Origin of the sequence: Azospirillum sp. A23 (assembly GCF_042938965.1) — a bacterium.
In the GTDB taxonomy this organism is placed as follows: Bacteria; Pseudomonadota; Alphaproteobacteria; order Azospirillales; family Azospirillaceae; genus Azospirillum; species Azospirillum melinis.
This window is the reverse complement of sequence record NZ_CP170663.1, coordinates 956,029-974,213: the sequence shown is the minus strand read 5'-3', so window position 1 is coordinate 974,213 and position 18,185 is coordinate 956,029. Positions and strand designations below refer to the sequence as shown.

The window sequence follows — 18,185 nt, the reverse complement described above, 5'->3', positions numbered from 1 at the left end:
GGGGGCTACTGGATGCACAAATCTCATGGGCCTGTAAGCCACTGGAATAAGAACCTTTACTCGGCCGTCATTCCCGCGAAGGCGGGAATCCAGCCGTTCCAGCAGCCTCATCGCGGAGTTTCCTGGATCCCCGCCTTCGCGGGGATGACGCAAAGTTCCCTTTATTCCAAAAACTTAATGGCGTTCCGAGTTGTGTGAATGCTGTAGCCCCAGGCGGGAGAGGGAGATCTCACCCCATCTTCCACTCGGCCGGCGGCACTCCGCCTTCCGCCGGCGCGTCCACCCGACGCTCCGCTCCGGCCAGCTTGCGCAGCAGCACGTAGAACACCGGCGTCAGCACCAGACCGAACAGCGTCACGCCGATCATGCCGGCGAACACCGCCACACCCATGGCGTGCCGCATCTCGGCACCGGCCCCGCTGGAGGTCACCAGCGGCACCACGCCCATGATGAAGGCGATGGAGGTCATCAGGATCGGCCGCAGCCGCAGCCGGCTGGCCTCGATGGCCGCCTGCACCACGCCGCGTCCCTCATGCTCCAGCTCGCGGGCGAACTCGACGATCAGGATGGCGTTCTTCGCCGACAGCCCGACCAGCACCATGAAGCCGATCTGCGTGAAGATGTTGTTGTCGCCCCCGGTCAGCCACACCCCGAACAGGGCGGACAGCACGCTCATCGGCACGATCAGCAGGATGGCGAGCGGCAGGGTCAGGCTCTCGTACTGCGCCGCCAGCACCAGGAACACCAGCAGCACGCTGATCGGGAACACCCACAGCCCCGCATTGCCGACCAGGATCTTCTGGAAGGTCAGGTCGGTCCATTCCAGCTTGACGCCGCGCGGCAGCACTTCGGCCGCGATGCGCTCCGCCGCCGCTTCCGCCTGTCCCGACGAGAAGCCGGGCGCCGGCCCGCCATTGACGTCGGCGGCGGTGAAGCCGTTGTAGCGCACCACCATCTCCGGCCCGTAGCCCGGCTGCACCGTGACCAGCGAGGACAGCGGCACCATGGTCCCCGCCGCGTTGCGGGTCTTCAGCACGCCGATGTCGTCGGCGGTGTCGCGGAAGGGCGCGTCGGCCTGCACCCGCACCTGGTAGACGCGGCCGAAGGCGTTGAAGTCGTTGACGTAGAGCGAGCCCAGATAGATCTGCATGGTGTCGAACACGTCGGCGACATTCACGCCCAGCTGCTTGGCCTTCACCCGGTCGAGATCGACGTCGAGCTGCGGCACGTTGATCTGGTAGGCGGAGAAGGTCGGCCCCAGCTCCGGCGTCTGCGCCGCGCGCTTGACGAAGGCGTTCACCGCCTCGCTCAGCGCCTCGTAGCCCAGATTGCCGCGGTCCTCCAGCTGCATCTTGAAGCCGCCCAGCTGCCCCAGCCCCATCACCGGCGGCGGCGGGAAGATGGCGACGAAGGCCTCCTTCAGCCCGGCATAGCGCTGCTGCAAATCCATGGCGATGGCGCCGGCCGACAGCGACGGATCCTTGCGTTCGGCAAAGGGCTTCAGCGTGACGAAGACGATGCCGGCGCTGGACGAGTTGGTGAAGCCGTTGACCGACAGGCCGGGGAAGGCGACGGCGCTCTGCACGCCGGGGCGCTTCAGCGCGATGTCGGTCATCTCGCGGATCACCGCTTCCGTCCGGTCGAGCGAGGCGCCGTTGGGAAGCTGGGCGAAGCTGATCAGATACTCCTTGTCCTGCATCGGCACGAAGCCCGACGGTACCGAGCGGCCGAGCAGCACCGTGGCGCCGATCAGCAGCGCATAGACCGCCAGCATCACGCCCTTGCGCCGCACCACCCCGCCGACGCCGCGGCCGTAGCCCTCCGACGCCCGGTGGAACACCCGGTTGAACAGCCGGAAGAAGCCGCCGAACACCTTGTTCATCGCCCGGGTCAGCCAGTCCTGCGGCTCGTCATGGCCGCGCAGCAGCACCGCCGCCAGGGCCGGCGACAGGGTCAGCGAGTTGAAGGCGGAGATCACGGTGGAGATCGCGATGGTCATCGCGAACTGCTTGTAGAACTCGCCGGTCAGGCCGGTCATCGCCGCCAGCGGCACGAAGACGGCGACGAGCGTCAGCGCGATGGCGATGATCGGGCCGCTGACCTCCTGCATGGCGCGGATGGTGGCGTCGCGGGCCGACAGGCCGGACGCGATGTTGCGCTCGACATTCTCGACCACGACGATGGCGTCGTCGACGACGATGCCGATGGCCAGCACCATGCCGAACAGCGACAGCGCGTTGATCGAGAAGCCGAAGGCCAGCAGCAGCGAGAAGGTGCCGACGATGGAGATCGGCACCGCCAGCAGCGGGATGATCGACGCCCGCCAGGTTTGCAGGAAGACGATCACCACCAGCACGACCAGCGCCACCGCCTCCAGCAGCGTGTGCACCACCGCCTCGATGGAGGAGCGGACGAACTGCGTCGGGTCGTAGACGATGGAATAATCGACGCCGTCGGGCATGTCGCCCTTCAGCTCCGCCATCACCTTGCGCACCTCGTCGGAGATGGCGAGCGCGTTGGCGTCCGGCGTCTGGGTGATGCCGAGCGCCACCGCCGGCTTGTTGTCGAGCAGCGAGCGCAGGCCATACTGTGCCGCGGCCAGTTCCACCCGCGCCACGTCGCGCAGGCGGGTGACGCCGCCCTCCCCGCCGGTCTTCAGCACGATGTCGCCGAACTCGTCGGCGGTCTTCAACCGGCCGCGCGCGTTGATCGACAGCTGCATCGGCACGTCGGGCAGCGAGGGGGAGGCGCCGATCACGCCGGCCGCCACCTGGACATTCTGTTCGCGGATGGAATTGACCACGTCGGTCGCGGTCAGCCCGCGCTGCGCCACCTTGCCGGGGTCGAGCCACACCCGCATGGCATAGTCGCCCGCCCCCCAGACCTGCACCTCGCCGACGCCGGAAATGCGGGTCAGTCGGTCCTTGACGTTCAGCACCGCGTAGTTGCGCAGGTACGTCATGTCATAGCGGTCGTTGGGCGACAGCAGATGCACGACCATGGTCAGCGTCGGCGAGCTTTTCACCGTGGCGACGCCCAGCCGCTGCACGTCGGCCGGCAGCCGCGGCATCGCCTGGGCCACGCGGTTCTGCACCAGCTGCTGCGCCTTGTCCGGGTCGGTGCCCAGCTTGAAGGTCACCGTCAGCGCCAGGTTGCCGTCGCTGTTGGCCTGCGACTGCATGTAGAGCATGCCTTCGACGCCGTTGATCTGCTCCTCCAGCGGAGAGGCGACGGTCTCGGCGATGACCTTGGGGTTGGCGCCGGGGAACTGCGCGCGCACCACGACGGATGGCGGCACCACCTCCGGATATTCGGAAATCGGCAGGCGGAAGACCGCGATGGCCCCCGCCAGGAACAGGGCCACCGACAGCACGCCGGCAAAGATCGGCCTGTCGATGAAGAATTTCGAGATGTTCATCTGGGGTCTCCCAGGGTGCACGCTCCCCATCCCTCCCCGCGCCAGCCGAAGAGGGCCGGGCGAGGAGGGTTAGGAAAGGCGCATGCCCTACTTGTTCGTGTCTTACCGGGCCGCCGTCTGGGTTTTCTCCGTCCCCATGGCGACCGTCTTCGGCGTCACCGCCATGCCCGGCCGGGCGTGCTGCATGCCGTTGACCACCACCTGCTCGCCGGCCGACAGCCCCGCCGTCACCACGCGCAGCCCGTTCTGCAAGACGCCGAGCTTCACCGGCCGGTATTCCACCTTGTTCTCCGCCGTCACCACCAGGACGAACTTCTTGTCCTGGTCGGTGCCGATGGCGCGGTCGTCGACCAGCAGCGCGTCATAGGGTTTGGTGCCCCCCACCTTCACCCGCGCATAGAGCCCCGGCACCAGCGTGCCGTCGGCGTTGTCGAAGCGGGCGCGCACGCGGATGGTGCCGGACACGCTGTCCAGCCGGTTGTCGACATGCTCGACCGTGCCCGACCGCGAATACTCCTCCTCGTTGGCAAGGCCGAGCCGGACCGGGATCGTCCCTGAATCGCGCATCGGCGCGATGTGGCGCAGATAGGTCTGCTCATCGACGTCGAAGGAGGCGTAGATCGGCGATTCCGACACCAGCGTTGTCAGCGGCTCGGCGGCCGCACCGGCGGCCACCACATTGCCGACCGTCCGTTCCGCCCGCGACACCCGGCCCGACACCGGCGCCGTCACCCGCGTGTAGCCGAGATTGAGCCGCGCGATGTCCAGCGCCGCCTGCGCCGCCTTCAGGTTGGCGGTCGCCTCCCGGGCGGCGTTGTCGCGCTGGTCCATGGTGCTGCGCGAGATGGTGTCGTCGCGCACCAGCTTCTGCGCGCGGTCGAGGTCGGCGACGGTGAAGCGCACCCGCGCCTGCGCCGCCGCGACCTGCGCCTCGGCCCGCGCCACCTCCGCCTCATAGGGGCGGGGGTCGATGGTGAACAGCACGTCGCCCTGTTTCACCAGGGCGCCGTTGCGGAAATGCACGGCGACGATGGATCCCGGCACCTGCGGCCGGATGTCGACGCGGTCGACCGCCTCCAGCCGGCCGGAATAGGACTGCCAGTCCGTCACCGGCCGGGCCAGCACGGTGGCGACGTCCACCTCGGCCGGCGGCGGGGCGGGCGATGCGGTTTGCGCTTCGGCCGGGCTTCGCAGGGTGACGGCGCCGGTCAGCGCCGCCACGGAAACACCGGCCGCGATCAGAAGGGAAAGTGTCTTGCGGGCCATGATCTTTACCTGTTGCTCGAAGGGTGGAGACGGGCGCCGGTCAGGCGGCGCCGGAAGAAATCGGCCGCGGCGGCCAGCGCCGGCGGGTGGTGGGCGAGGCCGGCATGGCTGACCCCGGCGAAGCGGGTGACCTCGGTCGGCACCCCGGCGTCGATCAGCCGGGCGGCATAGCTTTCCGCCTCCGGCCGCAGCACGTCGTTCTGCGCCGTGGCGATCAGGATCGGCGGCAGCCGGCCGAGCCGGCGCGATTCCAAGGGAGCCGCATAGGGATGCAGCCGCAGCGCCGCCTCCGGCAGATAGGCGCGGTAACAGCGCGCGCAGTCGGTCACGCTGTTCTCGCCATCCCCGACGCGCGTGAGGCTGGGATCGAGCATCGGCCCGAACAGCGCCTGCGCCGCGATCTCCGGCCCGCCGCGGTCGCGGGCGAGCAGGGTCAGCGACACCGCGACATGCCCGCCGGCATCGTGGCCGGCGACGCCCAGCGGCCCGGCCCGCTCCGCCAGCCAAACGGCGGCGGCATGGGCATCCTCGATGGCGGCGGGAAAGGGATTTGCGGGGGCCAGCGCATAACCGACCGCCACCACCAGCGCCGGAATGCTCTCCGCCAGCGCCGTCGCTGTGATCTCCACCTCCTCGACGGAGCCGGAGGTGAAGCCGCCGCCATGGAAATACAGCAGTCCGGGCAGCGGCCCGGAAACCGCCGGCCTGAACAGGCACAGCGGAACCTTGCGACCCTCCACCGTCAGCGACGTGCGTGAACGTTCCATCCCGATCCGGCGACCAGCGCCCCTCCTGCAATGCGGCAAGAGCGATAATGTGCAAGCGTCCGGGTGGGATAAAGCCGCTGCGGCTGGGAACAGAATTCAGCCGGGACGAACAATCGCGGCGGGGTGGCGGTGGCTGTTTGTGGGGGGTGGGCTATTCGGGCGGGGCGCCATCCCGGCGTGAAGGGACCCCTGCGACAGGGCAGCTACAAGCCCTCTCCCCCCGGGGAGAGGGTTGGGTGAGGGGGAGCGCGGGCGGAACGCCTGCGCCAGGGGATTGCCAAGGGGCAGCATGCCCCTTGGCGGCGCGCTTTGCGCGCCGGCCCCCTCACTTTCCCCAGGGGAGAGAGGGCCTAAAATTACAGTTGCGATTTGCGCCGGTGGGCCTCGTTGGTGATCGCCCGATGAGATCGCCTCCAGGTCGACCACGCGATAACGACTGAACCGCACCGGGTTTCCCGCATGGGCGTAGTGGGTGGACGGGGCGATCGACAGCACTCGGCAGATCGGCTCGACCCCGTGGACAGCGCAGTGTTCGTCGATGAAGGCGATCATTTCTTGAACGGGCGGTCGAGTTCCGCCTGGGCGAAATAAGCCGACGCCTTGCTGCTGAGATCTCGTTCGCCTGAGGCAGTTCGCGGTTCTCGCGCTCCAGAGCCTTGATCCGCTCCTGCTCAGCCGTCGTCGGACCGGGCCGCTTGCCCTGGTCACGCTCGGCCTGCCGAACCCAGTTCCGCAGCGTCTTGGGATTGCAGCCGATCTTCGCCGCGGTCGAGCTGATCGCCGCCCACTGCGAGGCATGCTTGCCTTCGTGTTCGAACACCATCCGAACCGCGCGCTCGCGGACCTCAGGAACGTAGTTGGGTGATGCCTGTTTCGTCATGATGACCCCACTCTCTCAGATGATGGGGCCTCCAGGAAACCCGGTGCGGTTCAGTCTCGTCGACCCGCCAGCTGGTTGACCGTGGGCAGCGCCACTGCCAGCGTAGCCGCTTCTCGATCTCCGGCGCGTACTTCTGGACCCAGCGATAAATGGTCGAGTGATCGACCGAAACGCCGCGCTCGGCCATCATCTGCTCAATGTCGCGATAGCTGATGCCATATCGGCAGTACCAGCGCACCGCCCAGAGCACGATCTCGCCCTCGAAGTGGCGCCCCTTGAAGTCCGACACGGCTTGGCTTCCAACAGCGTCCAGCCATTCCGCCGCGTGCAGGCCAACTTTGCAACAGAGCCATCGGAGGAGCATACCCTCACCGCTCGGCCGCCGCCAAGGTAGGCGTGACAATGCCGGTAGCCGGCGTAACGGGGATCACGGGACATCGTCATCGCTGCTCTTTACCGACCTGCACTCCCGCGAGCCAGCCTCAACTTGACTGTGCCCGCGGAGATCCTGGGCGGCAACCCCCGCCGCCTGCTGGGGCTTGCCTGAGGAGGCCCGGCGCTTCCCGCCGAACCGCGTCAGCCCTTTATGGCTCCTTTCGGACGCGCACGGTATGATCGGTGCCCGGCTTGTGAGAGAGCATCGATGCGCATACTGGTTATCGAGGATGCCGAGGACTTGGCCGACGCGGTCGTCGACAGCCTGCGCGGTCTCGGGCATGCCGTCGATTGGGCGGCCGACGGACATCAGGCCGAGGATCTTCTCCGCACCGAGACCTATCAACTGGTTATACTGGACGTGATGCTGCCGGGACCGGACGGGCAGGCACTGCTGGGCCAGATGCGCCGCCGGGGGAATCGGACGCCGGTGCTGGTCACCACGGCACGGTCGCAGATCGACACCAAGATCCACATGCTCGATCTCGGCGCGGACGATTACATCGTGAAGCCGTTCGACCTGCGTGAACTGGAGGCGCGGTGCCGCGCCCTGCTGCGCCGGTCGCACGGGATGGCCTCGTCTGAGACCGTCATCGGCAATCTGGCGTTCGACACGGCGCGGCGGACGGTCTCCATCGACGGCCGGCCCCTCGACCTCAGCGCGCGGGAGTTCAGGCTGTTAGAGCTGTTCCTTGGCAACATGGGGCGCGTGCTGACCAGGACCGCGCTCATCGACCAGCTCTTCGACCTGGAACAGGCGGTCACCCCGAACGCGGTGGAGATGTCGGTTTCCCGGCTGCGGCGCAAGCTGGAGGGCGCCTCCGTGGTGATCCGCACCGTCCACGGCGTCGGCTATGTGGGTGAAAAGCAAAATGCCGAATGAGGGTCGCGCCGTGGCGGGAGGCTCGCTGCGGCGGCGCCTGCTGACCCGGATGTTCGTGGTTCTCGGCGTCGTAACGCTGATCCTGTTCCTGTTCGTTCGCACTTACGCGCGCGAGGCGGCGGACAGCGCCTATGACCAGCTCCTGTCGGCCTCCGCCCTGTCCATCGCCGACGCCGTGCGGGTGGAGAACGGCGCCATCACGGTCGATCTTCCCTATTCCTCGCTCAGCGTTCTGGGCACGGCCCGGCACGACCGCGTCTTCTACAAGGTGATGGCGCCGGGCGGCCTGATCGTCACCGGCTACGAGGATTTGCCCGGCGCCACGGTGCACGACGACACGCCGGTGTTCCAGAACGCCGTCTACAGCGATGCCCCCGTGCGGATCGCGGTCACAGGGCGTTTCATCAGCGGCGTGGCTCGGTCGGGATGGGTGACGGTGGTGGTCGCCCAGACCCGCGAGGCGCGCGATCTGCTGGCCTCCCGTCTGGTCGCCAACTCCTTCGCCCCCATCGCCTTCGCCGTGGTCGTCGGCGCCCTTCTGCTCTGGTTCGGCGTCCGTCAGGCGCTGGTGCCCCTGGGCTTCCTTGAATCGCTGATCCGCGCCCGGCCTCCACAGGATTTCTCCCCGATCGACGCCCCGGTGCCGACCGAGGTCGGGCAACTGCTGGCCGCGATCAACCAACTGATGATCCGCTTCAAGGCCAACCTGGATTCCACCCAGTCCTTCCTGGCCGACGCGGCGCATCAGAATCCGCACCCCCCTGGCGGCGCTGCGGTCGCAGGCCGAACTGGCGCGCCGCGAGGCGGATGTCGAGCGGCTGCGGAACCGCGTCGAGCGCATCCACCGCAATGCGGTCGAGGCGAGCGAGCTGACCACACAGCTGCTCAATCATGCGACCGTCGTCCATCGCGCCGAGGCGGTCCAGCCCCAGGTGGTGGACCTGGACGCGCTGCTCCGGCAGATCGTCCAGCAGATGGCCGGCAGGCCCGACGCGCCCCCCATCGCCCTGGCGCGCGAGCCGGCCGAGGGGGACGCGCTGCTGCACGGCGACCCCGTGACCCTGCGGGAAGCCCTGACCAACCTGCTGGACAATGCGGTCAAATACGGCGGTGCCAACCCCGTCGAGGTGCTCGTGCGGCCGGGAACCGGCGATTACGGCCCGCTGGTGGAGATCGCCGACCGCGGTCCCGGCATACCGGAGGGGGAGAAATCCAAGGTGTTCGAGCGCTTCAACCGCGGACGGCAGTCCAAGGGGATCGCCGGCAGCGGCCTCGGCCTTTCCATCGCCGCGGCGGTGGCGGAGGCCCATCATGCGGCCCTGTCGCTGCACGACCGCCCCGGCGGCGGGCTGGTCGTCCGGCTGGAATTCCCGGCTCCCGCCCAGCCCGGCGAGGGAGCCGCGACCGGCGTCCCGGCCGGGCGGCGCCTGCTTCCCCTGATCCTGCTCCTGCTGCTGGCGGTGGCCTTGCCGCTGAGCGTCGCCGGGCCGGTCCGGGCGCTGGAGCCGGTCCTTTATCCGGCAGCCTCAGGCCCGCCACCCGCAGGCGGCACCGAACGCCTGCGCATCGACGCGGCGACCGACCGGCCGGCGATCGAGCCGCTGATCCGGGATTTCCAGCGGGAGAACCCGACGGTCACCATCGAATTCCGGGAGATGAACACCGGCGAGCTGTACAATTCCGTCGTCAAGCGGGCCGCCGGCGACGTGCCGGACCTCGTCATCAGCTCCGCCTCCGGCCTGCAGGTGAAGCTGGTCAATGACGGGCACGCGCGCCGCTACAGCTCCCCGGCGACGCAGGCGCTTCCGGACTGGGCGAACTGGCGCAGCGCCGCCTTCGGCTTCACCCAGGAACCGGCGGCCATCGTCTACAACCGCGATCTGGTTCCTGCGGAGGACGTGCCGCGCTCCCGCGAGGATCTGATCCATCTGCTGCGCGACCGCAAGGAGCGTTACCGCGGCCGGGTGGTGACCTACAATGTCGAGGAGAGCGGCATCGGCTATCTGTTCGCGACGCAGGACTCCGTCCTGACCAGCCAGTTCTGGCAACTCGCCGACGCGCTCGGCGAAAATCAGGCCAGGCAGATGTGCTGCACATCGGACATGGTCGACGCAATCGAGCGCGGCGAGACCTACATCGGCTACAATCTGCTGGGTTCCTACGCGCGGGAGCGGCAGATCCATGGCGCCCACATCGGGATCGTCCTGCCGTCCGACTACACGCTGGTCATGACGCGCGTCGCCCTCATCCCGCAGCGGGCGAGCGCTCCTGAATTGGCCGGGCGCTTCATCGATTATTTGCTGTCGGAGCGCGGGCAGTCGGTGGTCGCCGGCAGCACCGCCTTCTACTCGATCCAGCCGACGGTCGGCGGCCCGATGTCGGCGACCCATCTGCAGGAGGAGATGCGCGGCCCGACGCAGCGGATCGGGCTCGGCCCCGCCCTGCTGGTCTTCATGGACCATCTGAAGCGCGCCCGTTTCCTCCAGCAGTGGAAGGCGTTCCTGCATCAGCCGTGAGGCCGAACAGATGGCAGGAACAAAAGAATGGCCCGGGGACGACCCGGGCCAGTTCGTGCCGATGCGGAACCCGCCGGGCGGTCAGCTTCCCGGCAGCGAATGGACGTTGGCGATGAACAGATCCTGCCAGCTCGCCGGCCTGGTCTTGATCGAGCCGACGCGGCCCATGAAGTTGGCGAACTGCATGACGCCGTTGGGGGTGGTCGAGAACTTGGTGTCCGGATCCTTGATCATCCGTTCGACCTCCTCGGCCGACAGCTTGGCCTTGGCGGACTGGACATAGATCGTCGCGGCGCGTGCCGGCTCGTCGACGATCAGCTTGTCGGCCTCCTCCAGCGCCGCGAGGAAGGCGGCGGTCAGCTTCGGGTTGGCGTCGATGAAGCGCTTGGGCGCATAGACGAGGTCGAGCGAGATGTTGCCGAGCACGTCGACCGAGTTCATCACCCGATGCACCTGCGGGTTTTCCAGCTCCATGAAGGAATAGGGCGGCGAGCCGAGATGGCTGTTCACCTCGGTCTTGCCCGAGACGAGCGCCGTGTAGGCTTCCGGATGCGGCAGGCCGACCGTCATCGGATCGAGCTTGGCGTAATTGTCGTCGCCGAACTCCTTGGCGACGGCCATCTGCAACACGACCGCCGACAGCGAGGTCTTGATGCCCGGCAGGGCGATCTTGTCCTTCGCGGTGAAGTCCTTCAGCGACTTGATGGTGGGGTTGTTGGTGTTGAGGTACAGCGAGGTGGCGCTGAGCCCGGCCAGCCCCGACACCTCCAGCTTGGTGTTGCCCTTCACCTTCGCCCACAGCGTCAGGAAGCCGGGCACGCCGATGGCGGCGATGTCCAGATTGCCGGAGATCATGGCGTCGTTGATGACGTTGCCGCCGTCCAGCTCCAGCCAGCCGACCTTGACGTCGCCGAGCCCGGCCGCCTTGGCCTGCTTCTCCAGGAGCTTTTCATGCTCCATGACGATCATCGGCAGGTAGAGGATGCCATAGCCCTTGGAGATGTGGACTTCCGGGGCTTCGGCGCGGGCCGGGCCGGTCGCCAGCACCCCCGAAGCCAGGGCGACGAGCGCCGTCGCCAGGACGCCGGCCCGGCGCAGGGTCGCGAATGCGGTCATGAAGAGTCCTCCCATAGGAATTCTTGCTGTTGGGATCAGTGCTGCATGCCCCAGCGGCGGATGGTGCGCCGCTCGATGGTGGCGAAGACGCCGTTCTCGACGACGAGACCGATCAGGATCACGGTGAACAGGCCGGCGAAGACGTTGGCCGTTTCCAGCTGGTTGCGGTTCTCGAAGATGTACCAGCCGAGCCCGCCGGAGCCGGAGCTGACGCCGAACACCAGTTCCGCCGCGATCAGCGTGCGCCAGGCAAAGGCCCAGCCCACCTTCAGGCCGGTCAGGATCGACGGGAAGGCCGCCGGGATCAGGATGTGGCGGACCAGCCCCAGGCCGCTCAGCCCATAATTCCGGCCGACCATGCGCAGCGTGTTGGAGACGGAGCGGAAGCCGGCATGGGTGTTGAGCGCGATGGCCCACAGCACGGAATGGACGAGCACGAAGATCACGCTGCCGGAACCCAGCCCGAACCAGATCAGCGCCAGCGGCAGCAGGGCGATGGCCGGCAGCGGGTTCAGCATGGAAGTCATCGTCTCCAGCAAATCGGTGCCGATCTGCGAGCCGATGGCGACGGTGGTCAGCAGCGCCGCCAGCAGGATGCCCATGGCATAGCCGATCACCAGCGTCTGCAGCGAGACCAGCGTGCGCGCCGGGATGATGCCGTTGCCGAGATCGGAGACGAAGGCCTGCAGCATCGCCGTGAAGGGCGGAAACAGCAGCGGGTTGTCGAGCCAGCGGCCGTAGACCTCCCAGATCACTGCGAGCGCCAGCAGGATCAGCCCCTTGCGCAGCAGCGGCACGCGGTACAGCCGCTCCCACGCGCTCAAGGGCTTTTCGACATCGGCGATGACGGTCGAGCGGGACACGTCGCGGACGATCTCCGGACGGTCGACGAGGATGGATTGCATGGTGGACTGCATGGTCATGGCGGGCCTCAGTGGACGAACAGCATGTCGTTGATGCGGGCTTCCAGCTCCGCCTGGGCGGCGGTGCCGAGCTGCTCCGGCGGGATGCTGTTCAGTTCGGCCTTCACCTGTCCCGGATGTGGCGACAGCAGCAGGATGCGGGTGCCGACGCGGATCGCCTCCTCGATGGAGTGGGTCACGAACAGGACGGTGAATTTGGTGTCGTCCCACAGGCGCAGCAGTTCGTCCTGCATGCGGCGGCGGGTCAGGGCGTCGAGCGCGGCATAGGGCTCGTCCATCAGCAGGACGTCGGGCTCCATCGCCATGCCGCGGGCGATGGCGACGCGCTGCTTCATGCCGCCAGACAGCGTATGCGGGAAGCTGTGTGCGAACTTCGCCAGACCGACCTTGTTGATGTAATGGTCGGTCCGCTCCGCCGCCTCCGCCCCCTTGGCACGGCCGCTGGTGGTCAGCGCGAACAGCACATTCTCGCGCACGCTCTTCCAGGGCAGCAGCTGGTCGAATTCCTGGAACACCATCATGCGGTCGGGACCGGGCTTGGTCACTTCGTGCCCGTTCAGCCGGATGGCGCCCTCCACCGGCTCCAGATAACCGCCGATGGCTTTCAACAGGGTGGATTTTCCACAGCCAGAGGGCCCAAGCAGGACGTAGCGGTCGGATTTGAAGACCTGGAAATCGACCCGGTAGGTCGCGGTCACCAGATGATCCGTGGTCTTGTACTGCAAGGTGACGCCGGATACCTCCAGCAGCGGGGCAGCCGGAACAGTGGCAGCCACCGGATCGGCCGAGGCGCCAACGGCACCCACAGGGGCGGGACGGACCGTCTGCGACGTCCTGCTCATCGTTTCCTCCAACACAGCCTGTCATTTTGCTGATGCCGCGCATTGCGGCTCTTGCTGACAGTATGTGGGCGAAATCTGACAGCTTCCTGACGTGACCGGTGTTGTCAGGCTGGCGAGCTGGAGCCCTCCTGCAAGGCCACCCGATCTCCATCGCTTCCGGGCAAAACCCGCCTTCAGGCCGACTTCTGCACCAAAGTCGCGCCGATCTGTTCGCGTTCGTCTCGGGGGATGGCCGCGACGCGATCGCCGACTTCACCGTCGAGGTGGTCCGGCGAACCGACGCCGAACCCGGGGTTCACGGTCGTGCCGCGGCCCCGGGCGGTCGAGCGGGCCTTCGGATGGATGACCCGCTGGAGGCGCCTGACTCCAGATTGTGAAGCCCGGATCGACATCTCCGGCGGTATGATGCAGCTCGCTTTGGAACAGAGCCGCGCGTTGTGCTTCGCAGCATCGGTGTTCAATTCACAAAAGCGAGAACCATTGCCTGCGTCGCTTCCAACCGGGATCTGGAACCCAGCGTCGCGGGCCGTCCAGCTAACGCCCGTTCAGCGCCCGCACCGCCATGGCGGCGGCGGCGGCCCGGTTCTCGACGCCGAGCTTTGCATAGATCTGCTCCAGATGCTTGTCGACCGTGCGCGGGCTGAGACCGAGGATTTCGGCGATGTCGCGGTTCGGCTTGCCGTTGGCGACCCACATCAGCACCTCCGCCTCGCGCGGGGTCAGCGACAGCTTGTCCTTCAGCAGCCCGCCCTCGCCGGCACCGGACTCCTCGGCCAGTTGCAGCAGGATCTCGTCGGGGCCGGTCTGGCCGACCGGGCTGAGGCGCAGGCGGCGGCCGTCGGCAAGGGTGGCGATCACCACGCTGTCCGGCTTGCGCCCGGCGCCGCCGGCCTGACGGTCGGCCAGCCAGCGGCGCGCCTCCTCCGGCAGCGAGACGCCGGTGGCTTGGCCGTCGGCGGAGGAGGTGCCGAAGGCGGCCTCCAGCATGCGGGTGGTCTGCGGCGTGCACCACAACACCTCGCCCCGGTGGTTGGCGGCCAGCAGGGTGCGGCCGGTGACGTCCAGCGCCGCCCGCGTGCTCTGGGCCACACGGGCGTTGGCGAGATGGGCGTACATGCGGGCGATCAGCGTTTCGGCGACGATCGGCTTGGTGACGTAATCGACCCCGCCGGCGGCGAAGCCCTTCAGGATGTGCTCCGTTTCGGTGAGTCCGGTCATGAAGATGACGGGGACATGGGCGACCTGGCTGCTGCGCTTCAGCTGGCGGCAGGTCTCGAAGCCGTCCAGCCCCGGCATGATGGCGTCCATCAGGATCACGTCGGGGGTCACCTGCTCCAGCAGGGCCAGCGCCTTGCGGCCGTCCAGCGCCACCAGCACGGTCACCCCGGCCTCCTCCAGCGCGTCGGTCAGGAAGCTGAGGGCTTCGGGCGAATCGTCGACGACGAGGACGACGTCACGCGGTCTGGTTACGGATTTCATCGTCATGGCTGGCATCGTCATGGCTGTCATCGCGGTACACCGCCTCCAGCGCGGCCATATACTGGTTCAGGTCGTAATTGCTGACGAGCGTCCGCATGCGGCCGACGAAGCGCTCCAGCTCCGGATGGGCGGCGGCGATCTCGGCCAGCTTCGCCTGCATGCCGCGGACATAGCCGATGCGGCCCAGATGGATCAATTCGGCGATGTGGTGCTGCGGCGGCAGTTCGGACGCGGCGAAGTCCGCCGGGCCGTCGTCCGCGCCGGCCGGCGTTTCGTACTCCCAGTCGATGCCGCGCAGCCGGCCGATGCAGGCGAGCAGCTTCGGAATGGAGACCGGCTTGGCGACGAAGCCGTCATGCGGCTGGCCCCCATCGGCGCCGGTCCCGGCCCCCTCGCCCGTGGCGGGACGGTCCTCCCGCGTGTCGGCCGACACCAGGACGATGGTGGTGTCGTCCTGGCCGGAGGCACGCAGGCGCCTCGCCACCTCCAGCCCGTTCATGCCGGGCATCGAGATGTCGAGCAGCAGGATGTCCGGCCGGTGCAGCTCCGCCATGGCGAGGCAGGTCGGACCGTCTGTCGCCTTGAAGACGGTGAAGCCAAGCTCGGCCAGCAGATCGGCCAGCAGGTTGCGGTGGGCGAGGTCGTCGTCGGTGACCAGCACGGTCAGGCGCGCTCCGCGATAGCCGCGGATCGGAAGATCGGGCTGGGACGAGGCGGTCGACAGCATCGCCGCCGACATCATCAGCCGCACCCGGAACAGGCTGCCGGCGCCGGGCGTGCTGGTCACGGTGATCTCGCCGCCCATCACCTGGGTCAGCAGCTTGGTGATGGTCAGGCCGAGCCCCATGCCGGGCACCATCGGGTTGGCGGCCGAGCCGCGCTCGAAGGGCTGGAAGATGCGCTCCAGATCGGCCGCGGCGATGCCGGGACCGGTGTCCTCGACCTCGAACTCGGCGATCTGGCTGCGGTGGCGCACGCGCAGGCAGACGGCGCCGCTGTCGGTGAACTTGATGGCGTTGGACAGCAGGTTGATCAGGATCTGGCGGATGCGGCCCTCGTCGGTGAAGACCACCGGCGGCAGATCCTCCGGCGCCTCGAAGCGGAAGGCGATGCCCTTGGCCTCCGCCTGGAGGTGGAACATGCCGACGAGCTGGTCGAGCAGGTCGCCGAAGCGCACCTCCGCCCGGTTCAGCTGCAACCGGCCGCTCTCGATCTTCGACACGTCGAGCAGCCCGTCGAGCAGTCCGGACAGATGCTCGGCGCTGCGGCGGATGACGCGCACCGCATCCACCCGGTGCGGCGGCATGGCCGGATCGCGCTCCAGCATCTGCGAATAGCCGAAGATGGCGCTCAAGGGCGTGCGGAACTCATGGCCGATGCCGACCAGATAGCGGCTCTTGGCCAGGTTCGCCGCCTCCGCCGCCTCCTTCGCCTTCTGAAGCTGGGCGTCGGTGCGCTCGTGCGCCTCGATCTCGCGCATCAGCAGGTCGGTCTGCCTGTGCGTCTCCTCCTGCGCCACCTTGCGGCTTTCCCGCGCCAGCACGAACAGCCAGGTGGCGACGCCGGCCACGATCATCAGGATGAAGAAGACCTTCCACAGCGTGCTGCGGATCAGCGCCTGCGCCTCGGCGTTGACCGACGCGACCTCGACATAGACCAGCGACAGCACGGCGCCGATGGCGAGCGCCAGCATCAGCAGGACGCCGAGATAATGGCCGAGCCGGGCCTTCAGCGCCGTGGCGGCCCGCGGCGGCAGGATGGCGTCGAGCGCGTGGCGCAGTTGCACCCCCAGCCGCGCGTCCTTCTTGCAGCCGTCGCCGCAGCGGGCGTCCAGCGAACAGCAGAGCGAGCAGATCGCCCCGGCATAGACCGGGCAGAAGGCCATGTCGTCGGGCTCGAAGGCGTGCTGGCAGATGCGGCAGCGGATCGCCTCCTCGCCGTTCCAGTCCTCGAAGGGGCGGCGGGCGATGTAGTAGCGGCCGCGGGTCGCCCAGGCGATGGCGGGGGCGGCGAGGAAGGCGGCGGCGAAGGCGAGGAAGGGCGCGCAGACCTTCAGGGTCGTCCCCAGCCCGCCCAGGAAGGCCAGCATCGACAGCACCGTCGCCAGCAGCATGGCGCCGACGCCGACCGGGTTGATGTCGTAGAGATGGGCGCGCTTGAACTCGACATGGCGCGGGCTGAGGCCGAGCGGCTTGTTCACCACCAGATCGGCGACCAGCGCGCCGATCCAGGAGGCGGCGACGCTGGAATAGAGCCCGAGCACCGGCTCCAGCGTCTTGTAGATGCCCAGCTCCATCAGCATCAGGCCGATGACGACGTTGAACACCACCCACACCACCCGGCCGGGGTGGCTGTGGGTCAGGCGCGAGAAGAAGTTCGACCAGGCGATGGAGCCGGCATAGGTGTTGGTGACGTTGATCTTCAGCTGCGACAGCACGACGAACAGGCCGGTGAGGCCCAGCGCCAGCTGCGGCGACGGCGTCACATACTGGAAGGCGACGAGATACATCCGCGTCGGCTCCGCCGCCAGCTCCAGCGGCACGGCGTTCTGCAAGGCCAGCACCACAAGGAAGGAGCCCAGCAGAAGCTTGATCGTGCCGATGACGATCCAGCCCGGCCCGGCCGCCACCAGCGCCGTCCACCAGTACAGCCTCTTGCGGCCCTTTGCGTCGGGGTCGTAGGGCAGGAAACGGATGAAGTCGACCTGCTCGCCGATCTGCGCCAGCAGCGAGAACACCACCGACGCCGCGGCGCCGAACAGCATCGGGTCGAAGCCTCCGCCGGCGCCCGCATCCGACGCCCGGCCGGGGAAGCGGGTCCAGGCGGCGAAGGCCTCGCCGTCCTGGACGGCGATGAACAGGAAGGGGAGGGCGTGCAGCGCCAGCCACAGCGGCTGGGTCCAGAGCTGGAGGCGGCTGATGACGGTGAAGCCGTAGGCGACCAGCGGGATCACCAGCAGCGAGCTGACGACGTAGCCGGCGGCCAGCGGCAGGCCGAACGCCATCTCCAGCGCCGTCGCCATGATCGCCGCCTCGATGGCGAAGAAGATGAAGGTGAAGGAGGCGTAGATCAGCGACGTGATGGTGGAGCCGATATAGCCGAAGCCGGCGCCGCGCGTCAGCAGATCCATGTCCACGCCATAGCGGCTGGCGTAATAGCTGATCGGCAGCGCGCTGGCGAAGATCAGGGCGGCGGCGGTCAGGATGGCGAGGAGCGCGTTGGTGAAGCCGTAATTCAGCGTGACCGCCCCGCCGATGGCCTCCAGCGCCAGGAAGGAGATCGAGCCGAGCGCGGTGTTGGCGACGCGCAGCGGAGACCAGCGCCGCGCCTTCCGCGCGGTGAAGCGCAGCGCGTAATCCTCCAGCGTCTGGTTGGCGACCCACCTGTTGTAGGTCCGCCGGACCGCGATCACCCTCTGGCGCCCCGCCATCGGCCCCATTCGCCCCCCTGAAATCAGTTTGCGGTACAGATTGTTCTACTTTTCCTCTTGTTCGCCGGTCTTATAGTAAAGCCCGCGGTTGCGCCAGTCTGTCAGAAATAAAGATACCGAACAAAAAAGGCTGAGAAACGGTATAGTCTGCGAGAAGACACGGAGGCATCACTCGCTTTTGGGTGGTTGCGAGCGCCGGATCGAATTCGGACTGCCGCGATTTTATAACG

Annotated in this window: 11 protein-coding genes, 3 pseudogenes and 1 other annotated feature; of the genes and pseudogenes, 3 read left to right on the top strand and 11 right to left on the bottom strand. The window is 67.8% G+C overall.

Annotated elements, in window-relative coordinates; all coding sequences use genetic code 11:
* Positions 1–229: 229 nt before the first annotated feature.
* The 5 genes and pseudogenes from ABNQ40_RS04195 to ABNQ40_RS04175 form a co-directional block, all read right to left on the bottom strand.
* A complete protein-coding gene (locus ABNQ40_RS04195) occupies positions 230–3,418 on the bottom strand; it encodes an efflux RND transporter permease subunit (RefSeq protein WP_109049654.1) in 3,189 nt (1,062 codons plus the stop codon).
* 102 nt (positions 3,419–3,520) lie between these two features.
* Positions 3,521–4,684 (bottom strand): efflux RND transporter periplasmic adaptor subunit, encoded by a 1,164-nt coding sequence (locus ABNQ40_RS04190; RefSeq protein ID WP_109049653.1) that lies wholly within the window; start codon positions 4,682–4,684, stop codon positions 3,521–3,523.
* 5 nt (positions 4,685–4,689) lie between these two features.
* The gene (locus ABNQ40_RS04185) at positions 4,690–5,451 is read right to left on the bottom strand and encodes an alpha/beta hydrolase (protein ID WP_109049652.1); all 762 of its coding nucleotides are present in this window, start codon (positions 5,449–5,451) and stop codon (positions 4,690–4,692) included.
* Positions 5,452–5,910: 459 nt separating this feature from the next.
* Positions 5,911–6,331: pseudogene (locus tag ABNQ40_RS04180) on the bottom strand (transposase); the annotation flags it as partial.
* Positions 5,929–6,045: a sequence feature (AL1L pseudoknot), on the bottom strand. Its footprint overlaps the pseudogene before it by 117 nt.
* Before the next feature lie 52 nt (positions 6,332–6,383).
* Positions 6,384–6,620, bottom strand: a pseudogene (locus ABNQ40_RS04175) (IS6 family transposase); the annotation flags it as partial.
* A gap of 354 nt (positions 6,621–6,974) precedes the next feature.
* Here ABNQ40_RS04175 and ABNQ40_RS04170 point away from each other — a divergent pair.
* From ABNQ40_RS04170 to ABNQ40_RS04160, 3 genes and pseudogenes are all read left to right on the top strand, one after another.
* A complete protein-coding gene (locus tag ABNQ40_RS04170; protein ID WP_109050818.1) occupies positions 6,975–7,649 on the top strand; it encodes a response regulator transcription factor in 675 nt (224 codons plus the stop codon).
* Positions 7,621–8,073 (top strand): annotated as a pseudogene (locus tag ABNQ40_RS04165) (sensor histidine kinase N-terminal domain-containing protein); the annotation flags it as partial. The gene ABNQ40_RS04170 and the pseudogene ABNQ40_RS04165, both read left to right, overlap by 29 nt.
* 508 nt (positions 8,074–8,581) lie before the next feature.
* Entirely contained in the window at positions 8,582–10,165 is a 1,584-nt protein-coding gene (locus tag ABNQ40_RS04160; protein WP_391345589.1) for an extracellular solute-binding protein, read from the top strand.
* 81 nt (positions 10,166–10,246) lie between these two features.
* Here the strand turns inward: ABNQ40_RS04160 and ABNQ40_RS04155 are convergent, their stop codons facing one another.
* The 6 genes from ABNQ40_RS04155 to ABNQ40_RS04130 form a co-directional block, all read right to left on the bottom strand.
* Positions 10,247–11,281, bottom strand: a complete 1,035-nt coding sequence (locus tag ABNQ40_RS04155; protein ID WP_109050816.1) for an ABC transporter substrate-binding protein — start codon at positions 11,279–11,281, stop codon at positions 10,247–10,249.
* Positions 11,282–11,316: 35 nt separating this feature from the next.
* Positions 11,317–12,204, bottom strand: coding sequence for an ABC transporter permease (locus ABNQ40_RS04150; RefSeq protein WP_247879906.1), 888 nt, complete (start codon positions 12,202–12,204; stop codon positions 11,317–11,319).
* Positions 12,205–12,212: 8 nt separating this feature from the next.
* Positions 12,213–13,046 (bottom strand): ABC transporter ATP-binding protein, encoded by an 834-nt coding sequence (locus ABNQ40_RS04145; protein ID WP_109050815.1) that lies wholly within the window; start codon positions 13,044–13,046, stop codon positions 12,213–12,215.
* A 173-nt stretch (positions 13,047–13,219) separates the two neighbouring features.
* Positions 13,220–13,507: a hypothetical protein gene (locus tag ABNQ40_RS04140; protein WP_109050814.1), complete on the bottom strand. Its 288-nt coding sequence runs from the start codon at positions 13,505–13,507 to the stop codon at positions 13,220–13,222.
* 73 nt (positions 13,508–13,580) lie between these two features.
* Positions 13,581–14,531, bottom strand: a complete 951-nt coding sequence (locus tag ABNQ40_RS04135) for a response regulator transcription factor (protein ID WP_247879905.1) — start codon at positions 14,529–14,531, stop codon at positions 13,581–13,583.
* Positions 14,500–17,955, bottom strand: a complete 3,456-nt coding sequence (locus tag ABNQ40_RS04130) for an ATP-binding protein (protein WP_109050812.1) — start codon at positions 17,953–17,955, stop codon at positions 14,500–14,502. The genes ABNQ40_RS04135 and ABNQ40_RS04130 overlap by 32 nt, the downstream gene beginning before the upstream one ends.
* Between the last annotated feature and the right edge of the window lie 230 nt (positions 17,956–18,185).

Excerpts from the sequence above, each read along its gene's own strand:
- ABNQ40_RS04195 (WP_109049654.1), bottom strand. The coding sequence starts at position 3,418 with ATGAACATCTCGAAATTCTTCATCGACAGGCCGATCTTTGCCGGCGTG.
- ABNQ40_RS04190 (WP_109049653.1), bottom strand. The coding sequence starts at position 4,684 with ATGGCCCGCAAGACACTTTCCCTTCTGATCGCGGCCGGTGTTTCCGTG.
- ABNQ40_RS04185 (WP_109049652.1), bottom strand. The coding sequence starts at position 5,451 with ATGGAACGTTCACGCACGTCGCTGACGGTGGAGGGTCGCAAGGTTCCG.
- ABNQ40_RS04170 (WP_109050818.1), top strand. The coding sequence starts at position 6,975 with ATGCGCATACTGGTTATCGAGGATGCCGAGGACTTGGCCGACGCGGTC.
- ABNQ40_RS04155 (WP_109050816.1), bottom strand. The coding sequence starts at position 11,281 with ATGACCGCATTCGCGACCCTGCGCCGGGCCGGCGTCCTGGCGACGGCG.
- ABNQ40_RS04150 (WP_247879906.1), bottom strand. The coding sequence starts at position 12,204 with ATGACCATGCAGTCCACCATGCAATCCATCCTCGTCGACCGTCCGGAG.
- ABNQ40_RS04145 (WP_109050815.1), bottom strand. The coding sequence starts at position 13,046 with ATGAGCAGGACGTCGCAGACGGTCCGTCCCGCCCCTGTGGGTGCCGTT.
- ABNQ40_RS04135 (WP_247879905.1), bottom strand. The coding sequence starts at position 14,531 with ATGACGATGAAATCCGTAACCAGACCGCGTGACGTCGTCCTCGTCGTC.
- ABNQ40_RS04130 (WP_109050812.1), bottom strand. The coding sequence starts at position 17,955 with ATGGCGGGGCGCCAGAGGGTGATCGCGGTCCGGCGGACCTACAACAGG.